At 57.7% G+C, this 17096-nt stretch carries 12 protein-coding genes and 1 pseudogene; 12 read left to right on the top strand and 1 reads right to left on the bottom strand.

The window, feature by feature from the left end; all coding sequences use genetic code 11:
• The first annotated feature begins 21 nt into the window (after positions 1–21).
• The 7 genes and pseudogenes from BMI85_RS08130 to BMI85_RS08100 all read left to right on the top strand — a co-directional run bounded on the left by BMI85_RS08130 (position 22) and on the right by BMI85_RS08100 (position 6722).
• Positions 22–414 (top strand): annotated as a pseudogene (locus BMI85_RS08130) (GFA family protein).
• Positions 415–705: 291 nt separating this feature from the next.
• Positions 706–1116, top strand: a complete 411-nt coding sequence (locus BMI85_RS08125) for a GFA family protein (RefSeq protein ID WP_078549154.1) — start codon at positions 706–708, stop codon at positions 1114–1116.
• 290 nt (positions 1117–1406) lie between these two features.
• Entirely contained in the window at positions 1407–1649 is a 243-nt protein-coding gene (locus BMI85_RS21650) for a hypothetical protein (RefSeq protein ID WP_244176604.1), read from the top strand.
• A gap of 368 nt (positions 1650–2017) precedes the next feature.
• Positions 2018–2344: a hypothetical protein gene (locus BMI85_RS21645; protein WP_244176603.1), complete on the top strand. Its 327-nt coding sequence runs from the start codon at positions 2018–2020 to the stop codon at positions 2342–2344.
• A gap of 613 nt (positions 2345–2957) precedes the next feature.
• On the top strand, positions 2958–3470 hold the full coding sequence (locus BMI85_RS08110) for a hypothetical protein (RefSeq protein WP_078549150.1): 513 nt from the start codon (positions 2958–2960) through the stop codon (positions 3468–3470).
• A gap of 100 nt (positions 3471–3570) precedes the next feature.
• Positions 3571–5322 carry a tyrosine-type recombinase/integrase gene (locus BMI85_RS21115; protein ID WP_143595028.1) on the top strand — a complete coding sequence of 584 codons (1752 nt, stop codon included), beginning with the start codon at positions 3571–3573 and terminating at the stop codon, positions 5320–5322.
• The gene (locus tag BMI85_RS08100; protein WP_133051969.1) at positions 5319–6722 is read left to right on the top strand and encodes a hypothetical protein; all 1404 of its coding nucleotides are present in this window, start codon (positions 5319–5321) and stop codon (positions 6720–6722) included. The genes BMI85_RS21115 and BMI85_RS08100 overlap by 4 nt, the downstream gene beginning before the upstream one ends.
• A gap of 598 nt (positions 6723–7320) precedes the next feature.
• Here the strand turns inward: BMI85_RS08100 and BMI85_RS08095 are convergent.
• The gene (locus BMI85_RS08095) at positions 7321–8031 is read right to left on the bottom strand and encodes a cyclic nucleotide-binding domain-containing protein (RefSeq protein WP_093477004.1); all 711 of its coding nucleotides are present in this window, start codon (positions 8029–8031) and stop codon (positions 7321–7323) included.
• Positions 8032–8271: 240 nt separating this feature from the next.
• Between BMI85_RS08095 and BMI85_RS08090 the strand changes: the two genes are divergently transcribed.
• The 5 genes from BMI85_RS08090 to narJ all read left to right on the top strand — a co-directional run bounded on the left by BMI85_RS08090 (position 8272) and on the right by narJ (position 17092).
• A complete protein-coding gene (locus BMI85_RS08090; RefSeq protein WP_078522419.1) occupies positions 8272–9594 on the top strand; it encodes a nitrate/nitrite transporter in 1323 nt (440 codons plus the stop codon).
• A 67-nt stretch (positions 9595–9661) separates the two neighbouring features.
• On the top strand, positions 9662–11056 hold the full coding sequence (locus BMI85_RS08085; protein WP_078522420.1) for a NarK family nitrate/nitrite MFS transporter: 1395 nt from the start codon (positions 9662–9664) through the stop codon (positions 11054–11056).
• 68 nt (positions 11057–11124) lie between these two features.
• Positions 11125–14853 (top strand): nitrate reductase subunit alpha, encoded by a 3729-nt coding sequence (locus tag BMI85_RS08080; RefSeq protein ID WP_078522421.1) that lies wholly within the window; start codon positions 11125–11127, stop codon positions 14851–14853.
• Entirely contained in the window at positions 14850–16373 is a 1524-nt protein-coding gene (gene narH / locus BMI85_RS08075; RefSeq protein ID WP_078549144.1) for a nitrate reductase subunit beta, read from the top strand. Before BMI85_RS08080 ends, narH begins: the two co-directional genes overlap by 4 nt.
• Positions 16373–17092, top strand: a complete 720-nt coding sequence (gene narJ, locus BMI85_RS08070) for a nitrate reductase molybdenum cofactor assembly chaperone (RefSeq protein WP_078549142.1) — start codon at positions 16373–16375, stop codon at positions 17090–17092. The genes narH and narJ overlap by 1 nt, the downstream gene beginning before the upstream one ends.
• Positions 17093–17096: the final 4 nt, after the last annotated feature.

Genomic DNA, 17096 nt, shown 5'->3' with positions numbered 1-17096 from the left:
TGATCGAGGGGAAACACGATCATGAAGCGTTTCACGGGCGGTTGCATGTGCGGCGATGTTCGAATTGTGGCTTCGGGTCGCCCCTATCGGGTCGGCATATGTCACTGCCTCGACTGTCGCTAACATCATGGCGCCCTATTCTACGCGGCCGCCGTTTTCCCTGAAGACGCGGTGAAGATCGACGGCGACACGCGTGACTATGCCGGGAGGAATTTTTGTCCACGCTGCGGATCGTCCGTTTTCGCGCGAAGTGGCGATGAGGTCGAACTGCATCTCGGTTGCCTCGATGCGCCCGACCAATTGAAACCAACCTATGAGAATTGGGTCGTTCGTCGCGAAGCCTGGCTGCCGGAATTTCCGGACATGAAAAGATATGAACGTGATCGCGACGAGACCAACCACCGCAACGATTAAAGTGAGCACCATCTCTTGGCGAAGCATCATTCGTCTACAAGCCGTGAGCGACGGCTGCACGATGCGAAAATGGCGGGTTCGATCAAGCAGCATTTGCGCAGACCCGCCAACTTCAATGTCCAACTCAGGGCCGAGAGCGACGATCTTTGCTCACTGAGAGCGCCCAGCCGTGCCGCGACGCCGCAAGCCCGCTTCGAGCCCCTTTTGACCGTGATCCAACACGCGGATACAAGGAGGAAATGAAAATGCATTCGACTGGCGGCAGGAGCTTGTCTCTCGAGAGGAGTGTGAATGGACGACAATCCGGCCATAGGACAATGCCTGTGCGGCGCTGTGAAATTCCGCATATCGGGAGAGTTCGAGAGCTTTTTCCTGTGCCACTGCGCCCGCTGCCGCAAGGACAGCGGTTCGGCCCATTCGGCAAACCTGTTTTCGTCCACGGCCAAAATTAAATGGATGTCAGGTGAGGAAAACATCAAGACGTTCCGGCTCGCCGGTTCACGCCATGTTAAGGGCTTTTGCTCCGACTGCGGGGCCGCGCTGCCTGTTTCCCAACCGGAGATTGGTTTGCTTGTCGTGCCAGCAGGGTCGCTGGACAGCCGGATCGATATACGACCCAACGCGCATATCTGCTGTTCCAGTCGCGCGACCTGGGACAACGACCTGGTCGCCATCGAAAGAATCGACGGGCTTCCCGGCTGAACGGTCGCGCCGATAACGCATCTCGGGCAACAACCAGACGACGAGGGCGCGACCGTCGGCTTCGTCCGCACAGCAGACCGTCATCCTCCAAAAATGCTGCACGATGAACCAATGGCCGCTCTCGAGACGCTGCACCGCAGCGCTCGGACGCGAAGCGGACGGCAGGTAAGGGTCGGAAGCGACGAGATGCTGCTCTGTTCCTTTTGAGACCTAACGATGCTTCGACAAAGCTTGGAATGCTACCAGTGGACCGGTAAGGCTTGGGCGCTTCCTCGCTTCTGGAATCGAAAATGACAAGCAACCCCAGGTTCGGTATCTTCCTCGCCCTCTTTGGGGCGCTGGCGATCTCACCTGACACTCTGCTCATGCGGTGGTCGGAGATGAGCGGCAGCCAGATGATGGCTTGGCGCGGGCTCCTGATGGGCTCTGCGATGTTGCTGGCTTGGCTGATTTTCCGGCGACGGCAACTTCGCAAAGATTTGCGTGTCACTATCTGCTGGGCCGGTGTGCTCGTCCTGCTTTGTCAATCTTGAAACGCTTCGCTTTTCGCATTTGGCATCGCGGTTGCGCCGGTCTCGGTTGTTTTATTCAGCGTTGCCACCGTGCCGATCTTTGCTGTGCTGTTGTCCTAGATGTTTCTGGGCGAACGGGAACATTGGACGACCTGGGTCACGACCGCAGTCGTGCTGTCCTGAATCGGCATTGCAGTTTTCGGGACGGATCCCGGGCAGACCACCGGTAGTCCACTGCTTGGTGCAGCAATAGGTCTGGGCGTCGCGATGTGTTTGGCGATCAGTTTCGTTACCATCCGAGCCAATGCGCAATTGCCGATCCTGCTCCTGGTAGGTGGTGGGGCCACACTGGCGGGGCTTGCAGGTCTTGCATTGACGGGACCGGGCGCATGACTGAGTGGCACGTTTGGGCAACTGCCCTCGCAGGCGGGCTGGTGCTCCCCGTGTCGTTCTTCTCGCTCTCGCTTTCATCTCGCTACACGCACCCATCGAACGTGAGCCTGCTGATGCTTCGCGAAACCGTTCTCGGCCCAATCTGGATCTGGGCCGGAACCGGCATTCAGCCAACGCCGTCCATGCTGGTCGGCGGCGTGATCGTCATTGTCAGTCTCGCCCTTTATCTCGGGCATACTGGACGTCGTCAGGTCCCGGCGCGCCAAGCAGATCTGGTGAAGCTGCATGGTCGCATCGTCTCTATCGATGGACTTTCCGCTTAGGCTCAGGATCCAATATCCAGAATATTGCTGTCGCGGCGAGAGCAACGATGGAGGGGAAGACTTTCGCGGCAACCCTACGACTGTCCCGGATGCAGCCGGGAACGGTTGAAATCGAACGCGAGCCCCGAGAACTGGTAGGGGGCTGCCGGGAGGCCGCGCGTATGCTCGTCCCGGGCGCGGAGGATGACCGCACGCCCATCTTGCGCACCGCACGGCCACTGGCTTTGATCCTATTGGCTTGAGGAGCACAACGGTCTCCACGCCGACGAGCGCTGCAGTCAAATACAGCGATGAGTCAATTACATCCGATTGCCAGGTTGAGAACCCGTTCCAAGGCAATTGCTTTTGCCTGCCTACTCGTCGGTTTCTTTCGTCTAAAAATCGAAAAAGAAATCGTATCCGTAATGGCAATTTCCTGTGCGAAAAAATATATGTTTTTGCGCAATAGAAGGGTCGATTTCGGCTAAAATTGCGCAATTATCTCCTAATTCGCTTTGAGCCTTCTTGTTCGAGTTCGGAAATGCCTCGTAATCCACAAGTCTTTTGCTGTTTCGTGGCTTTTGACCGTCTTTGGGCGTTCCCGTTTAGAGGTGTGATGTGAAAAAATGATGGCATGAGAAAAATTGCCATCAAATATGCGAGCTATCATCCGATGACGATATCGAGGATCGCAGAGCACCTGAGCGTTACACGCAAGACCGCCACGAAAGTAGTGGGCGAGCTCTCTTGCGAGATGATGCCGGGCGGGCGCGTGAATTTCGTCGACCTGCTCCGCCGATTGTGGCGACTTCATCAGATCCCATCTTCAGAGCTGCCACAGCTCCAGCGGCCACTTCTTTCGGTGAAGCAGCTAGCGGAGATGGCGGGCGTCGAGGAACACACGATCCGCCGGGCTGGCAACGAAAGAGACCCGAAGTGGAGGTTGCCGCATCACGCGGATCTTGGCCCGCGAATTCGTCGCTACTTGCCCGCGCACGTCGATGCGTGGCGCTTGAACGAGCCATTCGAATGGTGGCTTGAGCCGCGATTTGGGAAGGCTGTGCGTCTGGTTGACACTACAGGGGGCGACACGGCGAAGGCGAGCACGATGCTCTACCTGCGTAATAAGGAACAGAGTGGGTGTTAGCGAGAAAACAACGGAACACTCTCTCTTTTTCGGTGTCTCAAAGAAATGGAGTGTTCGGTTCTCCAGTCGGTTATATCGAAGAAAAGTGGAATTAGCGAACATGTCCGGAAAGAAAGAAGATGGCGCAGTTGGCACAATGGTAGATGTGCTTCGGTGGATTGAATGCGAGGCGGGATATACGGATGGAACGAAAAAGATCTACCGAGATGCGATCCGCCGTTGCTTGAAAGTTTATCAAGTCAACAGTCTCGCTAGTATCCCTGCGGATGTGGTGGCGTTTGAGGGGCGTTTCCATCGCAAAAACTATGATCCCGATCTTTTCAAAACATTCAAATCCTACAAAGGTTGGCGCCAGAGGGTCGTTTCCATACTGAAAAAGAGCAGCGGAGCCACGACAGCGAACACCGTCGTCCCCAATGATCTCTGGAGCAAATTACTTTTCGAATGCGAAAGGCTAGTCGATGGAACCTTTGGCCGCAGGCGCCAGGAACTTATACCGATCGTGCAGCTTGCAAAAGAAGCTAGACGTTCTGGACGCCAGCCTCATGAACTTGACGGCGCATGGCTCTCTACCCTCTCTGATGCACTCGATGCAAGACGTCGTCGAACCATTTCTCAGGCGGTGCGCAGGCTGAATGAGTATCGACACCTTTCATCCGAAATCGCGGGGACTCTGCCAACATGCGACCTGGAAGTTCCGGATAGGGTGCGGAGGTCGGCGCCCGATCACATTCCCTTTCATCTGCAACAGCAAGCCCATCAGTTGATCGAAAGCGCTTCGTCCGGCGAGATGGATGAAATTAGTGGGGAAGCGGTCTTTGGGCTTTCCAAAGCTGCGCAAAATGTGCGCCAGGCGGCTCTCAATAAGTATCTTCGGACCGGATTAATGATCGGTGTCATCAGACATGAGATCCTCGCGTTTGAGAAGATTTTCGATCGCCCTGTATTTCTCGAAATTGTTCGGGCTTGGATCCAAGACCAAGATGGAAACATCCGCATTTCGGAGCGCACGATGCGTTCCTATATAACTAACATCGCCATCCTCGCAGAGTGGTTGCACCTTGATACGAGCTTTATGAGAGCATCGCTCAAGATAAACCCTACCTTAAAAAAGGGGCAACGCGACGCGCAAGAGATGTCTGAACCGGCAAAAGCGTTTTGCCAGCATCTTCTTCGAAATCGTCGTGCCGAACTTACTTTTCAAAGTTTACATCTGGCATTCATGAGGGACGCTCAGTCATTACGAGCGGAAGTCTTTAATTCTCCTTACAAGGAGCGAAGAATTATTCAGCTGGGAGTTCTTGCATGCTTTTCCGCGATCGCGTTATGGGGGGTGCCGCTGCGAGTGTCGAATATGCTTCAACTTCGACATAGGGGAGAGGATGCAAATCTCATCCTTCCCGTTGGGGCGCGGAGGCAAGCATACGTATTACTACCAGCGCATTCCGTGAAAAATAAGCGTGATATCAAGGCATCGCTCGTGGACGGTCCAACGCGAGCGCTGGAGGTATTGATCTGGTATCTTGATGAAATTCGGCCAGAGATTCATGGATCGGAAGAGTCGGATTTTCTCTTTCCTGGCTATGGGGGGGGCCAACTTTCTTCAACCGTTTTGCGGGGCTGGCTGCATCGCCACGCACGCAATCATCACCTTCAAATGTTCCCGCATAATTTTCGGCATGGACTCGCTTCTCTTTACTTACGAGCTCAGCCTGGAGACTACGCTGGCGCCGCGCGGCTTTTGTGTAATACCCCGAACGTAGTTCGTAAATATTATGCTTGGATTGATGAAGAGCGAGAGCTTCTCGAAGTTCAGGATAAGATTATTAAGATGGCGGGGTTCTCCAAATGAAGAATGGAAACGCACCGACGTATCGCGTGAAAAGGGCAAGAGAAATTATCGAGCGCGGGCGATTAACACAAATGCTGGATATTGACCAAACTCTGACTCAGATCGTTAGGCGTGAAATTTCGGTTGCACAGATTTCGATTGTAGACGAGTTTTTTTCTGCATTGAAACTGGATGCTGAGGCACACATTGATGCGGGCCTTATATCGAAAGCTACCGAATATTGGACGTGGGGTAAACTGACCTCGCTGCGAGCGGCGCTCAGGAAAATCTTTGAGCGCTCTCCTTTTGAACGTGAATTGGACATCGCCATTGCGCGATGGCACGGCCCCCCAGAAGACAGGCATAGATCTCACAAGCCGCGCGAGAAAAGGTTCTCCCTGGATATTAGTGATCTTCCGCACAGCTGGTTGGAGGCCCTTGCAGCGATGGAAGATGGCTTGCCGGGCGTTGCGGCCAATCCCCCTGCGCCTTCCATGATTGCAACGACGAAAGTGAAGTTGCGGGAGTTTGCCAAAGTCGCACGTGATCGCGGTCTGGCGATGGACCTGACATTGGAGGCAACCCGGGAGTATGAGAAGTCCCTGTTCAACCGAGAGCGCCCACTCTCACCGGTCACTATTCATTCTGCGATGCGGCAAGTGCGCGACTTCGCACGATACATCGGCGCCAAGGAGGAAGTTCTCGATTATCTTCTTGAGCGTGTTCGTTTCCACGAGCGTCGTTCCGCCAAGATTCAGCCAAAGAAGGAGGCAAAGGTCCTCTCATTGCCGACATATTCGGAGATGTTTGCGATAGCTTTCGAGATGCTTGGAGAAGCCGACCGGCTGCCAAATCCACGACATGCTCAGTATCGACGGAATGCCGCGCTTGCGATCACTCTGTTTGCAGCACTACCGTTGCGCGTCGCGGATACACGCATCTCGTTCGGCAAGGAACTTGCCTGGGACGAAGCTGGCTACAAATTCGATTTGAAGGTATCGAAGACTGGTCGTCGGTTTCAGTCCCGCATCCATCCAGTCTTCGCCTTCTTCATTGATCAAGTCGTGCTGCAAGGGTGTGCGCCGATCTACTTGTCGGAAATGCGAGAATCTTGTTTCCAGAAACGACGATTGTTGTTTGTGAACTATGACGACACAGCACCTCACAAGAATTACGTGAGCTTCCTCTGGAGCCAAGTTCTGGGGACAGGATCGCACGCGGCGCGAACGAAGCTCCATGATGAATTCGCCCGTTTCGGTTCCCGCGGCGTCGAGTTAGCCATGAAGGCCTGTGGTCACCGAAGCGAAAGAACCGCTGAGGCATATCGCACAGCTGCGTTTGAACGTCTGGCCTTGGAAAAGGTTCACGACGATCTTTCTTGCAATTTCTCCGACGATGAGTGGCGGGAGTTTTTTCAATGACGATGCTCAAAAGCGCTCCTGACAAGAGAACCGCATGTATTGACCCCGTTCGTGGAATGTCGCCGGAGTGCAGGCCCCATGAGTTCTCTCGGAGGACGGCTCGCCGCTTGTGCGAACCACGGGTGAGGTTTTCTATCGTGCATAGCCGTGAACCCTTGATTTTCTGTCGAACTGCAGGGTCGTTGGAATGACGAGACGTTCCGTCCCCACCAGGAGCGGCCCGCGTCGCTCGGTTCACTTTCGGATTGCCGATATTCGGTTCTTCCCGTCGGACACAGCAAATGACATTGAGACCCGTCTCTCTAAGACACTCTCGGAACTGCGCCGCAAGAATCTAGGGATCGATGAAGACTGGTTTCCGACCTTCCTCATTGCATCTTGGCGAATTCGCGGCCGAGGACGGAGCCCCGAGAAAGGCAACCGTCCGACCTCGCTGCATAGGGTTCCAAAGCTCACTAACGGAAAAGGCAATGATTGCTTGCTTTCCATCTTGGCGCGTAGCGCCAAGATAGGCTCCCTGAGCGCGAAACGACAGACGCGTGAGCGGGGTCAGATGCAACGCTTACTGATCGACGAGGCCGACGGAAGGCGCTGACCTTCAGGAACAGGGATCGTCGATCAGTTCAGAAGGTTTGGCAAAAGCACGAAGATCTTTTGCATCGGTGATCGTAACGCAGCTTCCGTCAACTTGCACGCCGTAGGGTTCCAGCTGACGGATCGCTCGACTCAGGTTTTCTGGTGTCATGCCCAAGTAAGAAGCCAGACGCCGTTTTTCGATCCCAAGATCAAAGACATCTGCCTTATCCTCGCATGTGTGGCGATGAACAAGGTAGTTGGCCAGGCGCTCAAGGGAAGTTCGGAGCTTTAGGTTCTTTGTGTTCCGCACAACCCCACGATATCCCTGAGCGAGCTCTGTTACGACGTTGCGTGCGAATGTCTGGTCGGCATCGAAGATTGCACGAACATCCTCTGATGGCACCAAGATGATGCGCGACTTTTCAAGCGTGCGCGCAGACATCAGGTAGGGCGCTGCTTTGACGGTAGCCGCCACGATGAAGGTTGAGACGGGCTGCAGCGTCTCCATCGTCGTTTCGCGCCCATTCCATGTTGCGAACAATTCCACCGACCCACTGATGACGACGTGAAGGAAATCACTAGTCTCGCCCTCAGTGAACAACTCGATTTGCGGCGGAAAGTTTTGGACATAGGCACCTCGGATCAACGCAGAAAAATTCTCGTCGTCGATCCCGGAAAACAGTCGTAGCGCGCGAATCTCGGAAGATTCATCGTCGCGCAAGCGGATGGCCATGCTTCACCTCTAATCGTGCCTGACGGTGATGCTTGATAAATATCAAGCGGTCAATTGTCACCGATTGGCGAGCGGGTTGATAGGTGTTTTCTGTCGGCGTGATCCTTGCCGAGCGGTGACTTATTTCGATCCTACCAGCTAATCGGTTTGATTTCGATCAACCTTTTCCAGTCTCCCTGCCTGTTGATCTGTCCGCAACCAGACCGGCGGTTCACGTCGGCCCAACTGCGGAGAGAGAACATGCATACACTCGATGGAGTCACTCGTTCGGACCAATACCGGGCATTGGGGCTCAGCACTTTCGCCTTCACCGTCTGCTTCGCGGTCTGGACGATTTTTTCGATCATTGGCGTCCGGATCAAGCAGGAGCTTGGCTTGTCCGATACGCAGTTCGGACTGTTGGTTGCCACCCCGGTTCTGACGGGTTCGATCAGCCGTATCTTCCTTGGCGTCTGGACCGAGCAGTTCGGTGGCCGGATCATGTTTCCGCTGCAGATGCTCATTACGGCAGTTGCTGTCTGGCTGCTGGCAACGGTTCACACCTACGAGGTTTTCCTGATCGCAGCACTTGGCCTTGGCCTGGCGGGGGGGTCCTTCATTGTCGGCGTCGCATACACGTCACGCTGGTTCGAGAAAGAACGTCAGGGCACCGCCTTGGGTATCTTCGGCGCGGGCAACGTCGGCGCTGCGGTGACGAACTTCGCTGCTCCCTTCCTTGTCGTCGCGCTTGGCTGGGAAGGGACTGCGAAGGTCTATGCCGTCGTTCTCGCTGCAACGGCAGTGTTCTTCTACCTGACTGCGAAGACCGATCCGGTGCAACAGGAACGCAAGAAGACTGGCGCCAAACCGGTATCTGCAGGGGACCAACTCGCACCGCTCAAGAATATCCAGGTTTGGCGTTTCGCTACCTATTACTTCTTCGTCTTCGGCGGTTTTGTTGCGCTCGCCTCGTTCTTGCCGCGCTACTATGTCGGGGCTTATGGGCTGCCGCTCACGACGGCCGGAGTCTTTGCTGGCTTCTACTCCCTGCCTGGTTCCGTTTTCCGCGCTCTTGGTGGGTGGATGTCCGACAAATGGGGCGCGCGTTTCGTCATGTATTTGACCTTCATTGTCTCGCTCGTGCTCCTGTTCGTCATGAGCTACCCCGAGACCAGCTACACAGTTGAAGGCATCCACGGCCCGATCTCGTTCACCTTCGGCCTCAACGCGACGATGTTTATGGTGATGACCGTGATCTTGGGCTTCGTGATGAGCCTCGGAAAGGCTGCCGTCTACAAGCATATCCCGGTTTATTACCCGCATCACGTCGGGGCCGTTGGCGGACTCGTCGGCATGATCGGGGGACTGGGTGGTTTCTTCCTGCCCATCAGCTTCGGCTTCTTGCTCGACCAAAGCGGTGTCTGGACTGCTCCCTTCATGTTGCTCTTCGTGCTGGTCCTCGTCTCGACGGTCTGGATGCACATCGCCATCCGCCGCATGGAACATGCACGGCATCCTGGTCTCAAAGGAGAGAAGTATCTTTCCGATGTGCCCGATGAGCCGCTCGCGAAGTCCATGCCTTGATGAATACCCAACGGGCTTCCCGCTGGGTGGCCCGCCCCCCTCGCACATTTCTGAAGGAGCCACTCCAATGGCCACCACAACAGCAACCTCCGGTCAAAGCGGCCACGTGCTGACCGACTGGCGTCCCGAGGATCCGGAGTTCTGGAAAACCCGCGGGCATGCGATCGCCACCCGCAACCTCTGGATATCGATCCCCGCGCTTCTCCTCGCCTTCTCGGTCTGGATGGTGTGGTCCGTCGTGGTCGCCAAGCTTCCCGCAATCGGCTTCGACTACTCTACCGGACAACTGTTCTGGCTGGCGGCACTGCCGGGCCTGTCGGGCGCGACACTGCGCATCTTCTACAGCTTCATGATCCCGATCTTCGGCGGCCGCAAATGGACGGCCTTCTCGACCGCCACGCTGCTTTTGCCCGCGCTCGGTATCGGCTTTGCGGTGCAGAACCCCGAGACCCCCTACGCCATCTTCCTGCTGCTCGCGCTGCTCTGCGGCTTCGGTGGTGGAAACTTCGCCTCCTCGATGGCCAACATCGCTTATTTCTACCCCAAGAAGACCAAGGGGAACGCGCTGGCTCTCAATGCAGGCCTCGGCAACGCGGGCGTCTCGGTGATGCAGTTCCTCGTGCCGATCGTGATCACCACGGGCGTCTTCGGCTCCCTCGGCGGCGCGCCCCAGCAATTGTCGGCAGGGGGTGAGCTCTTCCTGCAGAACGCTGGTTTCGTCTGGGTGCCCTTCATCGTCCTTTCGGCGATCGCCGCATGGTTCGGGATGAATGACATCGCATCGGCCAGCGCTTCGTTCAAACAGCAATCAGTGATTTTCTCGCGCTTCCACAACTGGGTGATGTGCGTCCTCTACACCGGCACGTTCGGAAGCTTCATCGGCTATTCCGCTGGCTTCCCGCTGCTCATGAAGACGCAGTTTCCTGAGGTGGACGTGCTGCAGTTCGCCTTCCTCGGGCCGCTCGTGGGCGCGCTGAGCCGGGCCGGCACGGGTTGGATTTCCGACAAGTTCGGTGGCGGTCGCGTGACCTTCTGGACCTTCGTCGGCATGATCGTCGCCGTCTGGGGGGTGCTGCAGTTTCTGCCCTCGGCCGGTGACGCCGGTAGCTTCTGGGGCTTCTTCGCCTGCTTCATGGCGCTGTTCTTCCTGACCGGCGTGGGCAATGCCTCGACCTTCCAGATGATCCCCTCGATCATGCGTCAGGAAGTGCCGCGTCTGAACCCGCATCTCGACGCGGCCGCCACGCTCAAGCAATCGGAGCTGGAGAGCTCGGCGATCATCGCCTTCACCTCGGCGATCGCGGCCTATGGTGCCTTCTTCATCCCGAAATTCTACGGCACGTCGATCAGCCTGACCGGCGCTCCCAACGCAGCTCTGTGGGGCTTCATGATCTTCTACGCGCTCTGCGTGGTGGTGACGTGGTTCTTCTACAGCCGCAAGGGCGCCTCCGTTCCCTGCTGACGCGACCGGCGCGCGCCGTGGCGTCCCGCGGCGCGCGCTTCCAATCCATTTCCGCAAGGAGACGCGACATGAGCCACTTGCTCGACAGACTTAATTTCCTGCAATCCAAGGAGTTGGAGCAGTTCTCCGACGGCCACGGGCAGGTGACCCGCGAGGACCGTAAATGGGAAGAGACCTATCGGTCCCGCTGGCGTCACGACAAGATCGTCCGCTCGACCCATGGTGTGAACTGCACCGGGTCTTGCAGCTGGAAGATTTACGTGAAGTCGGGGATCGTGACATGGGAGACCCAGCAGACCGATTACCCGCGCACGCGTCCCGGATTGCCCAACCACGAGCCGCGCGGCTGTGCCCGCGGCGCCTCCTATAGCTGGTATCTCTATTCCGCAGCGCGGATGAAGCACCCGATGGTGCGTGGCAAGCTGCTGAAAATGTGGCGCGAGATGCGCAAGACCAAGTCGCCAATCGAAGCATGGACTGCCATCCAGAGCGATCCTCTGCTGCGCGCCGAATACACCAAGGCCCGCGGGAAGGGCGGTTTTGTGCGCGCGAGCTGGGACGAAGCTACCGAGATCGCTGCGACCGCCAATGCCTATACTGCAAAGACCTACGGGCCCGATCGCGTCTTCGGCTTCTCGCCGATCCCGGCCATGTCGATGGTCAGCTACGCTGCAGGTGCGCGTTACCTGTCTCTGCTGGGCGGCACCTGTCTGTCCTTCTATGACTGGTATTGCGATCTTCCGCCTGCCTCGCCGCAGACCTGGGGCGAGCAGACCGACGTCCCGGAATCTGCGGATTGGTATAATGCGGGCTATCTGCTGATTTGGGGCTCGAACGTGCCGCAAACCCGCACGCCGGACGCTCATTTCTATACCGAGGCCCGCTACCGCGGCACCAAATCCGCCGTGATTTGCCCTGATTACTCGGAAGCCTCGAAATTCGGTGACATCTGGCTCAATCCCAAGCAGGGCACCGACTCGGCGCTGGCGATGGCGATGGGGCATGTGGTCCTGCGCGAATATCATCTCGACCGTCAGGCCGAGTATTTCGAGGATTATGCGCGTCGCTATTCGGACATGCCGATGCTCGTGCTGCTCGATGAGGAGGATGGCCGCCACATCCCCGGCAAGATGCTTCGGGCTTCGGACCTCGCAGACGGATTGGGTGAGAGCAACAACCCCGAATGGAAGACCGTTGCCTATGATGAAGCCTCCGGGGCGATGGTCGTGCCGAACGGGTCCATCGGTTTCCGTTGGGGGGAAGAGGGCAAGTGGAACCTCGAGGACCGCGCCAGCACGGGAGAGGCGAAGCTTCGGCTTAGCCAGGTTATGGAAGAGTGCCATGACGATGTCGTCGGTGTCGATTTCCCCTATTTCGGCGGCGCCGCTACGGAGAATTTCGTCAAGTGCCAACACCCTGACGTCCTGACCCGAAACGTGCCGGTTAGAAAGGTCACGCTCGCTGATGGCCGCGAGGCCATGGTCGCGACCGTGTTTGACCTCCTTTGTGCGAATTACGGTCTCGATCGTGGTCTGGGGGGCGACTGGGTCAGCCATGACTTCAATGAGGACCTGCCCTACACGCCGAAATGGGCCGAGAAGATCACCGGGGTCTCCGCCGACAAGATCATCGCGGTCGCACGCGAGTTCGCCAGCAATGCCGAAAAGACTCACGGCAAATCCATGGTGATCCTGGGGGCGGGTCTGAACCACTGGTATCATATGGACATGAACTACCGTGGCATCATCAACTTGCTGGTGATGTGCGGTTGCGTCGGTCAGGAAGGTGGTGGTTGGAGCCACTATGTCGGTCAGGAGAAACTGCGCCCGCAAACGGGTTGGCTTCCGCTCGCCTTCGCTCTGGATTGGGGGCGCCCGCCGCGTCAGATGAACGGCACCTCAGCCTTCTATGCCCATTCCGACCAATGGCGTTACGAAACGCTCGGGGTGGACGAGATCCTGTCTCCGACCGCGCCGAAGGGTGACTGGGACATCTCGCTGATCGACTACAACATACGCGCCGAGCGTATGGGGTGGTTGCCTTCGGCGCCGCAACTCAAGACGAACCCGCTTGAGGTCACCAAGGCTGCCAAGGCAGCGGGCATGGATCCCAAAGACTACGTGGCCGAAAAGCTGAAGTCCGGTGAGCTGCAGATGTCCTGCGAGGACCCTGACGCTCCTGAAAACTGGATGCGCAATCTCTATGTGTGGCGCTCGAACCTCTTGGGTTCGTCGGGCAAGGGGCACGAATATTTCATTCGTCACCTACTCGGCACCGACAGCGGGATTCTCGGAAAGGATCTCGGCGAGGAAGGTCGGGCGAAGCCGAAGGAGGCCGTTTGGCATGACGAGGCACCGGAAGGCAAACTCGACCTGCTCGTTTGCATCGACTTCCGTATGTCGACGACCGCAGTCTATTCCGACGTCGTTCTGCCGACCGCTTCGTGGTATGAGAAGAACGACCTCAACACCTCGGACATGCACCCGTTCATTCACCCGCTTCAAGCGGCTGTAGACCCAGCTTACGAGTCGAAGTCCGACTGGGAGATCTTCAAGGCGATCGCCAAGAAATTCCAAGAGGTTTCGCCGGAGGTTCTTGGTCAGGAAACCGACATTGTCCAGGCGCCGATCCTGCACGACACGGCAGGCGAATTGGCTCAGCCCGAGGTGCGCGATTGGAAGAAGGGTGAATGCGACCTGATCCCGGGTAAAACCGCGCCTAACTACGTCACTGTCGAGCGCGACTACGGTGCGATCTACGATCGGTATGTGGCGCTCGGTCCGCTGATGGACAAGCTGGGCAATGGCGGCAAGGGCATTGGCTGGGATACCAAGCACGAGGTCGAAGCGCTTCGCAAACTCAATGGCGAATGGGAGGATGGTCCCACCAAAGGTTGTCCGAAAATCGATACCGACATCGACGCAACCGAGGTGATCCTAATGCTCGCGCCCGAAACCAACGGCGAGGTTGCGGTCAAGGCTTGGGGGGCGCTCGAGAAGCCCACCGGCCGCGGGCATAAGCACCTTGCCGAAGGGCAGGAGCACACGAAGATCCGCTTCCGTGATATCGCCGCGCAACCGCGCAAGATCATCTCGTCCCCGACCTGGTCGGGTATCGAGAGCGAGGAAGTCTGCTACAACGCCGGCTACACCAACGTGCATGAGCTGATCCCATGGCGCACCCTTTCAGGTCGTCAGCAGCTCTATCAGGACCACCTCTGGATGCGCGCTTTCGGCGAGGGCTTCGTGTCCTATCGTCCGCCGGTCGACCTGAAGACTGTGACGCAAGATGTGCTCGCCGGCGACGACAAGCATGTTGTGCTGAACTTCATCACTCCGCACCAGAAGTGGGGCATCCACTCCACCTATACCGACAACCTGCTGATGCTCACGCTGAACCGCGGCGGGCCGGTGGTCTGGATTTCGGAGACCGACGCGAAGAAAGCGGGAATCGAAGATAACGACTGGGTTGAAGCCTACAACGTTAACGGCGCGCTGACCGCGCGGGCGGTTGTCTCGCAGCGGATGAAGGAAGGCACGATCTTCATGTATCACGCCCAGGAGAAGATCGTGAATACGCCCGGCTCTCAGAAGACCGGCCTGCGTGGAGGCATCCACAATTCGGTGACCCGCGCGACGCTCAAGCCCACGCATATGATCGGTGGCTACGCCCAGCTTTCCTACGGGTTCAACTACTACGGCACCGTGGGTGCGAACCGCGACGAATTCGTCGTGGTGCGCAAGATGAAGAAGATCGACTGGCTCGATGAGCCCGCTACCCAGGAGGCAGCAGAATGAGAGTCCGCGCACAAATCGGCATGGTGCTGAACCTCGACAAATGTATCGGGTGTCACACCTGCTCCGTGACTTGCAAGAACGTCTGGACCAGCCGCGACGGTGTCGAATACGCTTGGTTCAACAACGTCGAGACTAAGCCCGGCACCGGCTACCCGACCGACTGGGAAAATCAGAAACGCTGGAACGGTGGCTGGAAACGCACCCGTTCCGGTAAGCTGATCCCGCGGCAGGGTTCGAAATGGCGGATCGTGGCGAATATCTTCGCCAACCCCGACCTGCCTGCGATCGACGATTATTATGAGCCGTTCGATTTCGACTACGAGCATCTCGCCAACGCGCCCGAGATGAAGGCTTTTCCGACCGCCCGCCCGCGCTCCAAGATCACTGGCGAACGGATCGAGAAAATCGAAAAGGGGCCGAACTGGGAAGAAATCCTTGGCGGCGAATTCTCGAAACGCTCGAAGGACTACAACTTCGAGGGGGTGCAGAAGGAGATCTACGGGGAATACGAGAACACCTTCATGATGTATCTGCCGCGACTGTGCGAGCATTGCCTTAATCCGGCCTGTGCAGCGTCGTGTCCTTCGGGTGCGATCTACAAACGTGAGGAAGACGGCATCGTCCTGATCGACCAGGAAAAATGCCGCGGCTGGCGGATGTGCGTCTCGGGCTGCCCCTACAAGAAGGTCTATTACAACTGGTCGACCGGAAAATCCGAGAAATGCACCCTGTGCTACCCGCGGATCGAGAGCGGCAACCCGACCGTTTGTTCGGAAACCTGCGTGGGCCGGATTCGGTATCTCGGCGTCATGCTCTATGATGCCGACAAGATCGAGCAAGCGGCGAATGCGCCCTCCGAGCAGCAGCTCTATGACGCGCAGCTCGACGTGTTCCTCGATCCCAACGATCCGGTCGTAATCGAGGCCGCACGAGCCGATGGCGTTCCGGAGGAATGGATCAAGTCGGCGCAGCAAAGCCCGATCTGGAAGATGGCGATGGAGTGGAAGGTCGCCTTCCCGCTGCATCCCGAATACCGGACGCTGCCGATGGTCTGGTATATTCCGCCGCTCTCACCGATCCAGAACGCCGCCGAGGCGGGCGCGATCGGCATGGATGGCGCGATGCCGGACGTGAAGAGCCTGCGTATTCCGCTGCGCTACCTCGCCAACATGCTGACAGCCGGTGACGAGGCGCCGATCGCTACCGCGCTTGAGCGGATGCTTGCGATGCGTTCCTACATGCGGGCCAAGACCGTCGACGGGGTTCGCGACGAAGGGATCGCCGCACGTGTCGGTCTCTCGGGTCGTGTGATCGAGGATATGTATAAGATCATGGCGCTCGCCGATTACGAGGACCGCTTCGTGATCCCGACGACCCATCGTGAACAGGTCGAGGATGCCTATGACCTGCGCGCGGGCACCGGGTTCACCGATTGCAACGGCTGCTCGACCGGGATCTCGAAGGGCTCGCTCTTCGGGGGCTCCAAAAGACCGCTCAAGATGCCGCAGGAGGTGCAGTGATGGACCATCAACTCAACGATCGCACGCTCAAGGCCTTCTCGGTCCTGCTGAGCTATCCGACGCAGGAACTGCAACAAGCGATGCCGGAAATCGGGGGCGTTCTCGCCTCCGAGACGCGGCTCACGGCGGCGGCACGGCGGGACTTGCGCCCGCTGATCGAAGAACTCGGTGCCCGTGACATCTACGCGCTCGAAGAGGACTATGTGATGCTCTTCGACCGCTCGCGCAGCCTGTCGCTCAACCTCTTCGAACATGTCCATGGAGAAAGCCGTGATCGTGGCGGTGCCATGGTCGACCTGCTCGAGACCTATCGTGCGGCAGGTTTTGAGCCAGCAACGACCGAACTGCCCGACCATCTTCCCGTGCTGCTCGAGTTCCTTGCGGCTCGTCCGCCCGAGGAAGCGCGCGATATGCTGGCGGATGCAGCCCATATCCTCGCTGCGGTCGGGGAACGGTTGGGCAAGCGCGAGAGCGCCTATGCGGCGATCTTCACGGCGCTCGTGCAAATGTCGGGTGAGATGGCTGACGAGGAGGCTGTGGCCGAGATTCTCGCGCGACCTGATCCGTCCCCCGACGATCTCGAGGAGATCGACAAGATCTGGGAAGAAACCGAGGTTACCTTCGGTCCCGACCCGAATGCAGGCTGTCCGCAGGTGCGCGACATGCTCGCGCAGATGGATCCGCCCAAACTGCGCCACGCGAAAACCGCGGCGGAATGACGGA

This window comes from Thioclava sp. DLFJ4-1, assembly GCF_002020145.1.
Classification (GTDB): Bacteria; Pseudomonadota; Alphaproteobacteria; order Rhodobacterales; family Rhodobacteraceae; genus Thioclava; species Thioclava sediminum.
The sequence above is the reverse complement of the archived record's forward strand: the minus strand, read 5'-3'. Positions and strand labels throughout refer to the sequence as shown.

Bases quoted from the DNA above. Each gene is read 5' to 3' on its own strand.
- BMI85_RS08110 (WP_078549150.1), top strand. From the start codon at position 2,958: ATGAGAAAAATTGCCATCAAATATGCGAGCTATCATCCGATGACGATA.
- BMI85_RS08100 (WP_133051969.1), top strand. From the start codon at position 5,319: ATGAAGAATGGAAACGCACCGACGTATCGCGTGAAAAGGGCAAGAGAA.
- BMI85_RS08090 (WP_078522419.1), top strand. From the start codon at position 8,272: ATGCATACACTCGATGGAGTCACTCGTTCGGACCAATACCGGGCATTG.
- narJ (WP_078549142.1), top strand. From the start codon at position 16,373: ATGGACCATCAACTCAACGATCGCACGCTCAAGGCCTTCTCGGTCCTG.
- BMI85_RS21115 (WP_143595028.1), top strand. From the start codon at position 3,571: ATGTCCGGAAAGAAAGAAGATGGCGCAGTTGGCACAATGGTAGATGTG.
- BMI85_RS08080 (WP_078522421.1), top strand. From the start codon at position 11,125: ATGAGCCACTTGCTCGACAGACTTAATTTCCTGCAATCCAAGGAGTTG.
- BMI85_RS08125 (WP_078549154.1), top strand. From the start codon at position 706: ATGGACGACAATCCGGCCATAGGACAATGCCTGTGCGGCGCTGTGAAA.
- BMI85_RS08085 (WP_078522420.1), top strand. From the start codon at position 9,662: ATGGCCACCACAACAGCAACCTCCGGTCAAAGCGGCCACGTGCTGACC.
- BMI85_RS08095 (WP_093477004.1), bottom strand. From the start codon at position 8,031: ATGGCCATCCGCTTGCGCGACGATGAATCTTCCGAGATTCGCGCGCTA.
- BMI85_RS21650 (WP_244176604.1), top strand. From the start codon at position 1,407: ATGACAAGCAACCCCAGGTTCGGTATCTTCCTCGCCCTCTTTGGGGCG.
- BMI85_RS21645 (WP_244176603.1), top strand. From the start codon at position 2,018: ATGACTGAGTGGCACGTTTGGGCAACTGCCCTCGCAGGCGGGCTGGTG.
- narH (WP_078549144.1), top strand. From the start codon at position 14,850: ATGAGAGTCCGCGCACAAATCGGCATGGTGCTGAACCTCGACAAATGT.